10 protein-coding genes are annotated in these 12531 nt (G+C 57.4%); 3 read left to right on the top strand and 7 right to left on the bottom strand.

What is annotated here, in order from left to right; all coding sequences use genetic code 11:
* Positions 1-5: 5 nt before the first annotated feature.
* The 3 genes from Harman_RS15095 to Harman_RS15085 all read left to right on the top strand — a co-directional run bounded on the left by Harman_RS15095 (position 6) and on the right by Harman_RS15085 (position 4440).
* Positions 6-509, top strand: a complete 504-nt coding sequence (locus tag Harman_RS15095) for a hypothetical protein (protein WP_137684612.1) — start codon at positions 6-8, stop codon at positions 507-509.
* A gap of 475 nt (positions 510-984) precedes the next feature.
* Positions 985-3171: a carbohydrate-binding domain-containing protein gene (locus tag Harman_RS15090; RefSeq protein ID WP_137684611.1), complete on the top strand. Its 2187-nt coding sequence runs from the start codon at positions 985-987 to the stop codon at positions 3169-3171.
* Between the two features lie 9 nt (positions 3172-3180).
* Positions 3181-4440, top strand: a complete 1260-nt coding sequence (locus Harman_RS15085; RefSeq protein ID WP_137684610.1) for a hypothetical protein — start codon at positions 3181-3183, stop codon at positions 4438-4440.
* Positions 4441-4535: 95 nt separating this feature from the next.
* Here Harman_RS15085 and Harman_RS15080 read toward each other — a convergent pair whose 3' ends face one another.
* From Harman_RS15080 to Harman_RS15055, 7 genes are all read right to left on the bottom strand, one after another.
* The gene (locus Harman_RS15080) at positions 4536-5231 is read right to left on the bottom strand and encodes a class I SAM-dependent methyltransferase (protein ID WP_160140696.1); all 696 of its coding nucleotides are present in this window, start codon (positions 5229-5231) and stop codon (positions 4536-4538) included.
* A gap of 332 nt (positions 5232-5563) precedes the next feature.
* A complete protein-coding gene (locus Harman_RS15075) occupies positions 5564-6856 on the bottom strand; it encodes a hypothetical protein (protein WP_137684608.1) in 1293 nt (430 codons plus the stop codon).
* An 85-nt stretch (positions 6857-6941) separates the two neighbouring features.
* Complete coding sequence (locus Harman_RS15070) at positions 6942-8096, bottom strand: glycosyltransferase (RefSeq protein ID WP_137684607.1); 1155 nt, start codon at positions 8094-8096, stop codon at positions 6942-6944.
* Positions 8097-8307: 211 nt separating this feature from the next.
* Complete coding sequence (locus tag Harman_RS15065; protein ID WP_137684606.1) at positions 8308-9264, bottom strand: glycosyltransferase family 2 protein; 957 nt, start codon at positions 9262-9264, stop codon at positions 8308-8310.
* A gap of 73 nt (positions 9265-9337) precedes the next feature.
* Positions 9338-9514 carry a hypothetical protein gene (locus Harman_RS21800; protein WP_235007226.1) on the bottom strand — a complete coding sequence of 59 codons (177 nt, stop codon included), beginning with the start codon at positions 9512-9514 and terminating at the stop codon, positions 9338-9340.
* Between the two features lie 99 nt (positions 9515-9613).
* Positions 9614-11128, bottom strand: coding sequence for a hypothetical protein (locus tag Harman_RS15060; protein WP_235007225.1), 1515 nt, complete (start codon positions 11126-11128; stop codon positions 9614-9616).
* Between the two features lie 195 nt (positions 11129-11323).
* Positions 11324-12523 (bottom strand): glycosyltransferase family 4 protein, encoded by a 1200-nt coding sequence (locus Harman_RS15055; RefSeq protein WP_137684605.1) that lies wholly within the window; start codon positions 12521-12523, stop codon positions 11324-11326.
* Positions 12524-12531 lie beyond the last annotated feature (8 nt).

Below are 12531 nucleotides of genomic sequence, written 5' to 3'. Positions count from 1 at the left end.
CACCAATGAAACGACGAACAGTGCTTGCCGGCGTCCTACCGTTGTTACAGGCCGGGCAGTGGTTAGATCGGTTGTCGCTCGTTAACCAAGGCAAGGTCGTCAGAAAACGGTTGCTTGGTATCACTGACGAGGGAATGACTGAAATCGCCGTACTCGACAGCGACGGAGCGACCGTCTCAAACGAACACGAGGAGTTGCTCGGTCAGGCGCCGGGAGAGATCACAACAGAGGCTGCAAACTCTCTCGGTGAAGCGTACGATGACCTGCGCTTTCAAACGACGGTCAGCCATCACGGTGACGGTCTCAGCATCCTTGGCCGGACTGGGACGATAGAATACCAAACATCAAGAGCACTCTACAGTGGGATCGCTGTCGGAGATCACATTTCGTTTCAGACCTCCCTTCTGAAGGCTGACACAATCATCTCACTATCGTGTCTCACGAGCGAGCGCGAGTCCCTCCAACACCGGTGCCCGGTCGGAGTCGAAGACCCAACAACGGACCAGTAGCAACCAGTCGGACAGATGGGTCGTTCGGCACTTTACGCTGAGGCAGTCCAGAAGTAGTACCGCGTAGCCGATTACTGAGACGGTTGATAACGTTCCCCAAGAATCAGTGCTGAGAATCCAGTCGAATAAGAACCAATTTATCGGGCACAGAAACCGCCAACGTACGGCCCGAGTGTCTTGGCTTCGGGAACGACTGGTCGACGCCTGTTTGTATCGAAATACAGTAACTACCCCCTGAAAGGACAGTATAGACCGGAATTGGACGGTTGGTTTGCTGCAATAATTGTTACCTACTCGCGGCTAAGTGTAGTAATATGTTCATACTGAGCGTAGATTAAAATTGGATTGTTGTCATTTTCAAAATTGAGTTGCAGTGTATCTCTGGTATGCAAAAAACATATCTTGGGGATCAAGCCAGCTGAAAAAGATCTAATTCGTAACAACGGATAAAATAGTAAATAGGGATTAACGCAGTGTGACCAACAAAGAACAGAATCACTCGCGCGACACTGATGGAGTGTCGCGGGAAGATAGCAATTCGAAGGGAACAACCGTCGTAGACCGCCGCACGTGCATGAAGCTGGCAGGTGTCGCCGCTGCTTCTCTCGCAGGTTGCACCGGTAAAGGCGGTCCTACCACAGGTGGATCGGCAGCTAAATTCGGATACGGTGGTGAGCCTCCAGTGACGGCACAACTCACTGCAGTCGATGTTTCGAAGGTGGCCGAGGACACGAGCTTGTTGAATTCGGTCAGCAGTCTCAGCATCGACTCCTCGCTGTCGACGACACTATCCTCAGGTTCGTCTGATCTCTTCGCGTTCAAGCCCGACGGCGAAGACGTGACAGTCAAGTTTACACCTGATTCCGAGACGGGACCCACTGCCCTCGGACTATTCAACCCCGACGGTGAGCTACTGTCCCAGGCGTACGCGAGTTCGACTGCCCCGGTGTTTCTCCCCGAGTCCGTTGATGCTGGTAGCACACACTACCTACAGGTCATGGATGTCAGTCGAACCGGCGGCGAGTACGCACTGAACGTTTCTACGGATAGCACGACCCAGTCCCAGTCACCGTACGAAGGGACTGTCAAATCAATCCCCGGCCGGATTCAGGCGCAGAATTTCGATATCGGTGGCGAGGGTAAGGCGTATCACGATACGTCCAGCGGGAACATCTACGGCTCCGAGACTCGAGATACTGATGTCGACATCCGACCGACTGAAGACAAGTCCGGGAAGTACAATATCGGCTACTTCCAGGCAGGAGAATGGCTTGAGTACACGGCGGCCGTCTCACCAGGGACGTACGATATCAGGGTTCGAGTCGCGTCAGCGCTCTCTAACGGACAACTCGAACTGTCACTTGGAGACCGAACGCTCGCAACCGTCGACATTCCCAACACCGGCGACTGGACCTCCTGGGAGACAGTCACGGTCGAGAACATTGAAATCGAGACCGAGGAACAATCGACGCTTCGTGTCGAGGCGCTGGACTCCGGCGTGGAGTTCAACTGGCTCGAATTCGAGCGGGTCGATACACAGCAACCGTACAATGGGACTCCCGAGAAGATTCCCGGACGCATCGAGGCACAGAACTACGACAAAGGTGGCGAGGGGATCTCATACACCGATACGACCGCCGGCAACGAGTACGACACCAGTTACCGCGACAGTGATGTCGACATCCGAGAGACCCAGGACGCCTCTGGAGAGTACAACATCGGTTACTTCGAGGACGGCGAATGGCTCGAGTACACAGCCGATGTCTCGCCGGGTCAGTACGACCTCAAGGTCCGTGTTGCGACGACTCGGGACAATAGACAACTCCGGATCTCGCTTGGTGACCAAGAGCTAGGCACTCTCGACGTTCCCAATACCGGCGGTTGGACCACCTGGGAGACGGCAACACTGGAGGGCGTGAGCATCGATGCAGACGGACAGCGGATCCTCAGAATTGAAGCCATCGGCTCCGGAATCGATTTCAACTGGGCCGAATTCACTGCCACCAGCACCGGCACCGGCAACCAACCGTTCAACAACATGCCGACGCTACCGGGCCGTGTTCAGGCCCAGGATTACGACCTCGGTGGTGAAGGCGTATCGTACCACGATACTACCGACGGAAGCGAGTACGGTCTGGACTACCGTGACTCCGATGTCGATATCCGAGAGACGCAAGACTCCTCCGGGGAGTACAACATCGGTTACTTCGAGGACGGCGAATGGCTCGAATACACCGCCGATGTCTCGGCCGGCACCTACGACATCGACGTTCGCGTCGCTACAACCAGAGACAATAGACAGCTACAGGTGTCTCTCGACGGCCAGGCAATCGGGACTGTGGATGTCCCGAACACTGGTGGCTGGACCACCTGGGAAACGGCCACGCTCCCTGACGTAACGGTCGATTCCGGTGGCAAACACGTCATCCAGGTCAAAGCAGTCGGCTCCGGCATCGATTTCAACTGGTTCGAGTTGCGCGAATCTGGTGGGACACAGACCCCGAGTGAGACAGAGACGCCGACAGAGACGGAAACACCGACCCAGACAGAGACGCCGACGGAAACGGCGACACCGACCGAAACGGAGACCGCGACCGAATCGGGAACTGACGACTTCGGCAGCGAAGGCTACGGCATGGGTGGGTACGGAGGTACCCAGTAATACAGACCAATGGCAGAACGATACAACACGCCCGCTGAGGGCACACTCGATTGGCACGTACCGCTCAACGAAAACTTCGAGAAGCTCGACAGTCACGTGGAGCTCCGGGACGCCGAATCCAACCTCAGCCAGTACGAACCGAAAACGGGATCGAAATTCCTCGCGACCGACACCGGCACGGTGTACATCGGCGACGGCAGCAACTGGAACCGCGTCGGGAGCCTCAGTGCGTCCGACGATTCGGTTTCCGAGGCTGACGACGGGACGCTCATTGCACCGCCAGGAGACGTGCAGTCCGTTATCGATCAGGCGTCCAAATCCCACACTTGGGCACAGGGCCCGAGTCGGACCGTGAAGCTCGTCTCCGGGGAGAACTACTTCCCGTCAGACACGATCAAGCTGAGACGGAACGTCCGGCTCGAATGCAACGGCGCTCGAATCGTGCCGGACGGTGATTTCAACGTCATCGAGATGTACCGCGGCACGGAGCTCGTCGACCCGTTCATCGACACGCGGCCGGTCGGCTGGAGTTCGACGCAGGTCGTCGTCGGTGCGCCGGACGCGGACAAGATCGAACCGGCCAATCGCGCCACTGTCGAGGACGCGTACCTCATGGGTGACAAAGGTGAAGGAATCGGCCTCCAGTTCCGCGGCGGGTCTCGACCGTGTTCGATGCAGGTCGCAAGCGGCAACATCTCAGGATTCGATATCGCAATCGACTGTTACGCAAGCGGCAGCGACACCTCCGGTCAGGGCGACTGGTCCAACGGAAACCGCTTTTCCGGCACCATCACGGACTTCCGCATCGGTGTCAACCACCGGTCCGAAGGGGCCGAAGTGTCCGGCAACGTGTTCAACCTCATGGTCCAGCCATCGGGCGACGTAAGCGAGTGGCTCTGGTACATGGAGGACGACCCGCGCTCGGAGAGTGAACGCGGTGACAACTCCTATGTCAAGGGCAGCAACACGATGGTCGTCTATCCGTGGGACACCGCCCTGTTCAAGGACAATAACCCCTACCACGAGAGCGGTGACCGCCGCGCACCGATCTGGTACCTCGGAAAGGGGAAAAACTACGCGAACTCGCTGGTCGATCAGTCCGGCACGCTGGGGAACCAGTTCATCGTCAACAACTCCGATCACCCCGACCGGAACGGTATCTTCACGTATCACGGCGGCCAGGTGACCGGGACGAGCCAGTTCTTCCACCCGCCGTCCTATCAGCCAAACAGCGACAGCCGCATGTGGCACGACGGGTCGATCAACTGAGGATCACTCGCACTCGATTTCGGTTGTACCGTGTCGGGCATTCTGGTGTTCTAAGATAGGACATGTCACGGGGACCGTGCAGCACGGTCACTATCTCAGAGTTCGCCGTCCACAGCGAGTCCGGCGTTGCCAAACGTGTCCCACCGTAGCCGGTTCTGGTCCGCCCATCGCTCGAAGGACGGGTTCCACGCGATGTCATCGCAAAAATACAGGCAGTTTCCGGCGCTATTCGCGACCATGTCGAAGGTTCGCTTCCGTTCGGAGTACCGCTTTGGACCGTCATAGACAAACGCGTCTACAGAACCGGAATACAGTTCGTTGGGGAGCAGATCGCTCATGCTCCCGATCTGAATTTCCCACTTGTCCCGATACTCGTCCGGGACGATCCAGCCGACATCCCGTCCCGAGGGAATCCACGCCCCGGCGTCTGCATCCCATTCCCCCGTGTGGTCGTCCTCGTACTTCGGGAGATCGATACTGGTCAGCGTTCCGGCGTTGTCGTTTGCCGCTAGTGCGGAGAGGATATAGTACGACGAGACACCGTTTGCGACCCCGACCTCAACGACGCGTTCCGGTTGAAAAATACGGATCGAAGCGTACAGAATCGGTGCCTCGACTTCGATACCGCCGATCTCGAAGGGCTTGGTCTCGAACTCCGTTCGGCAGTCATCGACGCGTGGTTTGACTTCCGACGAGAATTCGTCGATATACGTACGGAGGGACTGGATATCAGTGCGCAGAACATCCGTTAGCGTTTCAAAACTGTTGGTGGTATTGAAGTCCCGGTGCAAACGCCTCGCTCGGTTCTCCGGGTCGGGATGCCTGTGTCTGACTGAGCGGAGGTAATGAAAGACCTCACTCGGGTCTCGGATTCCGGTGGCAATCATACGCGGGGAGGCCATCCGTTCCAGTATTTTCCGCATCTGTATAGGCGATTAATCAGATGATAAGTACAAAGTAATAGAAGAACTAGACAATGGTCTGTCAGTTTGTGAGTTATTGTAATAAATGTAGTATCAAGTCACTATAATTGACAGGGGTTGCTTGATTCGGGTGCCGGATCTATAATGCAGTATTTGATGCGGCGTTACCGGTTCGGTCGTCATAACATACTCACCGATAATCAGGAGTTCCGTGACTCGTAGTGCCAGTTTCGGCTATCGTTTTGCTGGTATGCCGGATCTATCTGAAATTCCGTCGTCCCCAAGACGAAGCTCCCGTGGGCCGTGAAGATGCCGTTCCGGTCGGGCGTATCCGAATTGTTCACCAGATACTGGTTTCCGCGGGTACCACTGAGATCAAACAGCGAATTCCCGTACCGTTTCCCGCGGCCGATAAACCAGAACGGAGCGCCACGATCTCCGTCGGAGTAGTACTCATTGTTAGCCTCATAGGCAGCGGTGTCCCAGGGATGGGCAATGACAGTGTTCCCGTTCATCACGTAATTGTTATCATCGCGGGAGTCCCGGGGATCCCGGTCCATCTTCCAGAGCCACTCACTCACACCCCCGGTCTGAGCCTGAACTCTGACCGAGTTCCCGCTCACTGCCGCTCCCTCTGAACGCATGCTGATACCGATACGGAAATCCTGCAATCGTCCCCAGAACTGGTTTCCGTTGGACCAGTCGCCCTGGCCGCCGGTATTGTCTCCGGCCGCGTAGAATTCCAGTGCCCGATCGAACCCGTTGAGTGTCCCGCTTGCGACCTGCATCGAACAGGGGGCGGAGCCGCCACGGAACTGAATACCGATACCGCTCCCGGGGTCACTGTGGAGATAGGCGTTTTTGACCCACGCTCGGTTTCTGGTATCCAGTTTGTTTACGTCCTCAGGACCAACGACGACCTGCACCGAACTCCACCCCATGTCGCGGGTGTCGACGAACGGGTCCACGAGCTGGGTGTCCCGATCGAGTTCAAAGATGTTGAAGTCACCCTCCGGCACGACTTTCGCCCCGTTACATTCGAGTCGGACACCGCGTTGAAGGCGTATCGTGTCCTTGATGTCGTACTGTTCCCCCGAAACCATCCGCACCGTCTGTGCGGGACTCTCTCCGAACTCCGACCCTGTGGCGGCAGCGTCAATAACCGACTGGAGCTGCCCGGGTTCCGCGACAAACGTCCCGTCACTCATGCGCGTGGCTGTCCCTCCGGTGTCATCGAGAGGAACCGCTGACGCGCTGCCCGCAACACTGCCGAACTCCTGCCACTGCTCGCCGTCCCCCATGAAGATACGGCGTGTGTCCGTCGCGAGGAACCGCGCACCGGCTTTCGGTTCGTAGTCCGACATGTTCTCGGCGGCGTCTTTGATCTCGACATCTGTATCGATGCGGGCGAAGTTCTCGTTGAGGGGAACGTGCCAGTCTTGTGCCCCACGGTCCGGGCGTTGATAGTTGTGGTTCGGAGTGTCCTCGGCCATATCCAGTAGTTCCCGTCAGCCTAGTAAAATATACTGTCGCTACTGACTCAACGAGGCCGTTTCGGAGAGTATCCGGCGCGTTCTTTTAGTAAACAGTCTCTTCTTTTGCGTTCATGGATACCTGGCGGTACACGGTCTCGAATCCGTCGACCATGGCGGCAACAGTGAACTGTTCCGCTGCCCGATCGGTTGCTGTCGCACCGAGATCCGCTGCGAAGTCGGGGTGGTTCGCCAACCGGATCGTCGCCCAGGCGAGTTGCTGTGGCGACCGGACATCGACGAACAGACCGGATCGGTAGTTTTCTAATAGATCGCTGTTGCCGTCGACCGGCGTTGCGACGATAGGGAGACCGGCTGCCATCGCCTCGATGACTGCCCCGGGAAGCCCCTCGAAATGCGACGGGAAGACGAAGACATCCATAGCGTTGAGCAGCGACGGGACATCGTCCCGGGTCCCGAGGAAATGGACCGAATCCGAACAGTCCAGCTCTTCGATACGCCGTTCGAGATCTTGGCGTGCTGGGCCATCGCCGACGAACACAAGGTGCGCATCAGGGACCTCTTTAGTGATTGTGACCCAGGCTTCCAGTAAGTCGAAGTGGCCCTTCCGTTCGAGAAGACGACCGACCGTTCCAATAACAGTCGCATCCGCGGGAATATCCAGTTCTTCGTGTAACGACGCCGGCGTAGCGGAGCGGTAGGTATCTATGTTTCGACCGTTGTACACCACAGCAACGTCGTCCCGCGATGCCCCCCGCTCAACGACGAACTCCCGTCCAGCCGTCGAGTTCGAGACGATAGCGTCGGAAAGAGGCAGTGTTGCTTTGTCGATGAGACGGCGAACGAGCGGCTCCGAATCAGGAACGGAGCGAACCCCAGTGATAATCCTCGCCGAACAGGTGAGGCCCGCTATGCGAGAGATGACGTTACCGTAGAAGAGAAACGACTGGATGATATCCGGGTCTTCACGTCGGGCCGCGATGCAGAACCGAAGTGGCGCGATGACGTACGCCAGCGGTGTCTCGACATCTGCAATCGTCCCGTTTTCGAACTGGCCGGCGTCGGTCAGACAGCGTACCGTCACCGCCGAATCGAGTTCCGATTCGAGCGGGTTCGTCGAGAACATCGTCCAGATAGTCACGTCGTACTCGTCGTGGTCGATGTCGTTTACCAGATCGACGAGGGTACGCTCAGCGCCTCCGATGACCAGTGCGCCGATAAAGTACCAGAGTGTGGTCATGGAAACATCACCATCCACTCCGTCGAACAGTCAGGACACAATTCCCCCACGGCATGGTTCCAGGGTCGGTCGCAGACCATCGGTGCAGTGCTGCCCATATTGCCAAATCCCTGCGTATCGAATTGCATTGTAAGTCAACTCCTACTGTGTCCGAATATTTGCCCTTCAGCACGGCGATTCATCATTCTGGATATCCGAGCGAGAGTGGCAGTCATTCGGTTATCGTCCCGTCAGAGCGACCGTGCATCGTCCGTGCGAGATATCGCGCTGGTTCGTAGCTCAGTCGGCCACCGAGGGCCACGAGCGCGTAGATCACCCGGTCAGCGTCAAAGGGATAGTAGTAGACGGACTTCAGCAGTTGTTTCCTGGCATCGCTGTAGAACCGATTCCGGAGGGCGTCCTGTCCAAGGATGAACAGGAGCGATGCCAGAAACAGCCGTTCGTATTTGCGGCCGTAGCTTCTGGCGAGGTCTCGATGTTTTTCCACCAGTAACGGGAAGGAAACGTCGCGTTTTTCGGTGTAGTTGTTGCTGATCCGCTCCTCGTCTTCCGGGCAATGCCGTCGCGTCAGCAGCTCCTGTATGACCCGAAACTCCGTGTGTTGGGAGAGGCGAATCAGCCACTCACGGTCCTGCCAGCTCGGGAATCGCTCGTCGGGCAACCCTGCTGCCTCGATGACATCACGTCGGACCATCAGCGTCGAGAACTCACCGAAGGATTTCCCGACGAAAAGGTCTTCAGCCACGTTCCCTTCACAGGTGAATATAACCTCGCGCGTGTAGGCGCCGTAGTCGTACTCACAGCCGGTGTAGACGACACCGACGCCGTCTTCGGACCGCTGGAGCACGTCGACCTGTTTGCTGATCTTTTCCGGCCGCCAGTCGTCATCGTCATCGAGGAGGGCGATGTACTCCCCGTCGGCCTCGCGGATTCCGGTGTTTCGGGCCTCGTTCGCGCCACGGTTTTCCTCGTGGCGAATACAGACGAGATCGAGAGTATCGAAGGAGTCGCCCGACAGCGTGTCGCTGGCTGGCTGTGGTGAGTGATCGTCGACGACGATGAGTTCGATGTTGGGGTAGGTCTGTTCGGCGACGCTCCGTGTGGCGCGCCTGAGCTTGTCCGGTCGTTTGTACGTCGGAATAACGACACTTACCAGCGGTTGCGACATGGTCTTGGTCCCGGGATTAGCGATACCGGAGTAAAGTTAGTGCCTCACTATGTGCCGCCATACACAGTGTGGATCAGCTATCGGGTGAGACCGACCAGCCACTGAAGCCACCGTTGGTGTACACCTTGTTCGCGGTCGGGTCATTGTGGAACCGTGCGAGGCTCTCCTCGCCATATCTGAACAGATACTCCTGTTGCTGTTCCGTATAGTACGACGCCGTGTGCTGCTCTGTGTCGTGGGTTTTCGTCATGACGTAGCTTCGGCCGAACGTATCCGCCGCCGTGACATCTGGGCTGAAGTACCCGAGGTTCTGTGGGATGTTGTTGTTGAGGTTGATGTCCGCCGGATATTATCTCGGGCTGTCTTTGCCGAGGACGAACGCCTGCATCTTGTGGGAGGTGTCCATCGCGTGGATCGGAACTCCCTGGTCGTAGTGGGTCGCTATGTAGTGAGTCCCGTCGTATTCGGCGTATGTCATGTGATTGTTCGGTTCGTACGCTGCACCCGCGGCTAAAACGCCACTCGTCACCAGCAGGATCGCCAGGACAACCGTCATACCCGAGTATTTCTCGCTTGCACTGTGTATGAGGGCGAGTGCAACAACGACAGCGGCGAACAACAGCGAGTAGCGGTTCGCTCGGATAATCCCTTTGACGATGAGATTGCCCAGCAGGAACGTCGCCGCGATAGCGAGACCGGCGATGAAATGCGTGGTTCCGAGTCCCCAGTCATATCGCTGGCCGCGCCACAGGAACCAGTAGATAGTCACCAGAGTGAACAGCCCAGCGATAGTGAAGTATATCGCCGTGGTGCCATACAGTGTGATGAATTTCTCGGCCAGTTGCGCCGCCGAGAACTCCACAGAACCGGCCTGCTGTAGCTCTCTCGCTGCGGGCGTCGCGTCGTCCTGTGAATTGACGATCTGGATAATCGCCTGTTCCGTCTGACCGAACTTCGTTAGCCACGCAAACAGGAGTGGCAAAAATGCGACGCCGAGTCTCGGACTGAGCGTCCGGATACGGGTCAGTGAGAGCCGGCTGAACACGCCGGAGTACACCGCAGTCAGCAGTAACAGCCCCACCATGAACAGTGTCGTCATCGGGTGCAAATAGATGACAAAGACACCGATGAGCAGGAACAGGATGAAATACTCCTTGTCGTTGCTCCGACGGTACAGTTCCGTCAGCGTCAGCAGCACCGGCACGATCATGAACGAGTTCATGGCCGGGTGATTCGAGAGATGGAACGTCGTGTAGATAAGCGGCGTCCCGGCTGCCAGTCCTGCCGCCATGCTCCCGGACTGTCCGGAAATGGTCCTAACGAGAACGCCGATACCGATGATCTGTATCGTTGTAAACAGCAACGCTGTCAGATACGGAATAGCGTCCAATGGAACCCCAAGCATCGTCATCTGGGCCATCAAGACGTGTTCACCGGGGTACCAGATCCCCGGAAGCGACCCCGTCGCCAGTATCCCTTTCACATCACCAAAGTGCCGGAGCGCGTCCGCCGTTCCCTGTCCATAGAACCGGTAGCCGCGTGCCTTCGGCAGAAAGAAGTACATCGCGTAGTTGGCGATGATGAGACCGAGACCGTGCCGCCAGTATCCCGACCCAGTCGCTGCAGCGGCAACCAGCGTCAGTATCCCGCCCCCGAGGACGATGTAGAACAGGTACCAGAACGATTGTGGGACTGCACCACTGAGAGATGTTTCGTACCCTGTTGCCGGCTGTATCGTGAGGAAAACAGCGGTTTCCAGAACGAGGAACCCTGCCAGTATGATTACCAGGTACTCCTGTAGATCCCGGTTTGCAAACTGATAGGTGTCGAAGATCCCCCTGTCAATATCTGTCTCGTAGCCCATGTGTTTTAGTTACTATTGCTCCGTTGTCGACCCATTCCTGAACCACTCTTACACCGTCCCATTCTTAAGTAATCAGAAACTAACGGCCCAGTCGCGGGAACTACACGCTCGGTTGCACCGAAGAACCCGAGCAGTTCCGGCCGACGCGCTGATAGCAGAACCCACGTGGAACAGGTCCATCACGGGAGTGTTTTCTTACTTGGACTCCAGATCGTCTCGTGTCAATGGAATCTGAGGACGGGACGGGTCCTCGCGTTCTGTCGTCGCTGGCTCACTGATGGCAGCGACCTGTCCCAGTACGTTCGTCGTTTCCCGAACAGTGTCTTCCCAATCGTAGCGTGTTGTGACGATCCGGCGTCCGTGGTTTCCGAGATCGGACAGGAGTTGCTCGTCTTCAATCAGATCGGCGACGGCCGTCGCAAGCCCCTCGATGTCACCGACCTCGACGGTTGCACCGGTCTGTTCGACGATTTTCGAAGTCTGTTCGAGGTTGCTGGCAACGACCGGTGTCTCACACGACAGGGCTTCCAAGACCGTTCGCGGGAATCCCTCGGTCCGACTGGGCAAAACGAACAGGTCAGCCGCTCTGAACACTGTCGGCATCTCACTGTAAGGGACACGTCCGAGGAAGGTGACGGCATCATCCAGCCCCGTTTCAGTGACAGTGTTCTCCAGACTGTCACGCATCGGACCGTCGCCACAGAAGAAAAGCTGTGCGTCCGGGCATCTATCTCGGATTTCAGCAAACGCCGCCAACGCGTCCTGTGGGCGTTTGCCGTCCACGAGCCGACCGACGAAAGCGATTGCGGGACCGGGGGTTGCATCGATCCCCTCGTGTTTTGGCCCCGATGGAGAGAATCGGTCAGTATCGATACCGTTGTTTACGACTGCGATGTCCGCGTCGACTCCCAGGTTTCGGAGTTTCGACCGCTCAATGTCCGTGTAACAGAACGTCACGTCGGCCGAGTCGTACGTCCACTTCCCCAGTGTTCGCAGGTGCGCGCGCGAGAACCAGAACGGCCCACGTTGGGAGTTCAAACCGTGGCAGGTCACGGCAAGGGGAATATCCTCCAGTCGACAGTAGGCCGCGGCCACGTTCGATGAGAAAAACAGGTGGGAGTGTGCGTGAACGACATCGTAGTCCGCATTGTTTCGGAGCGTCCCGATCGTGTTCGTGAAGAGTTGATTGCCCAGGATCTCAGCCCTCGGCGGTTGGCGGATAAGCGTGTATCCGTCACGTTCGACGGTCTCACGCTGGTCCACCTCGCCCGAAACGGTCAAGACAGTTACGTCGTGACCGCGCGCGGCCTGGTCGCGACTGAGAGCGTGTATGTGGTACGGTGCACCACCGACCGTTTCAGGGAAGATATCCTGAGCCACCCGAAGAATACGCATTTGTTCAC

It is taken from the genome of Haloarcula mannanilytica (genome assembly GCF_005406125.1).
Classification (GTDB): domain Archaea; phylum Halobacteriota; class Halobacteria; order Halobacteriales; family Haloarculaceae; genus Haloarcula; species Haloarcula mannanilytica.
Note: the sequence above shows the minus strand (reverse complement) of the source record. Positions and strands in the feature narration are given on the sequence as shown.

What these genes read in the sequence shown, in the direction of transcription:
- Harman_RS15095 (WP_137684612.1), top strand. Translation starts at nt 6, where the DNA reads ATGAAACGACGAACAGTGCTTGCCGGCGTCCTACCGTTGTTACAGGCC.
- Harman_RS15085 (WP_137684610.1), top strand. Translation starts at nt 3,181, where the DNA reads ATGGCAGAACGATACAACACGCCCGCTGAGGGCACACTCGATTGGCAC.
- Harman_RS15075 (WP_137684608.1), bottom strand. Translation starts at nt 6,856, where the DNA reads ATGGCCGAGGACACTCCGAACCACAACTATCAACGCCCGGACCGTGGG.
- Harman_RS15070 (WP_137684607.1), bottom strand. Translation starts at nt 8,096, where the DNA reads ATGACCACACTCTGGTACTTTATCGGCGCACTGGTCATCGGAGGCGCT.
- Harman_RS15065 (WP_137684606.1), bottom strand. Translation starts at nt 9,264, where the DNA reads ATGTCGCAACCGCTGGTAAGTGTCGTTATTCCGACGTACAAACGACCG.
- Harman_RS21800 (WP_235007226.1), bottom strand. Translation starts at nt 9,514, where the DNA reads ATGACGAAAACCCACGACACAGAGCAGCACACGGCGTCGTACTATACG.
- Harman_RS15060 (WP_235007225.1), bottom strand. Translation starts at nt 11,128, where the DNA reads ATGGGCTACGAGACAGATATTGACAGGGGGATCTTCGACACCTATCAG.
- Harman_RS15055 (WP_137684605.1), bottom strand. Translation starts at nt 12,523, where the DNA reads ATGCGTATTCTTCGGGTGGCTCAGGATATCTTCCCTGAAACGGTCGGT.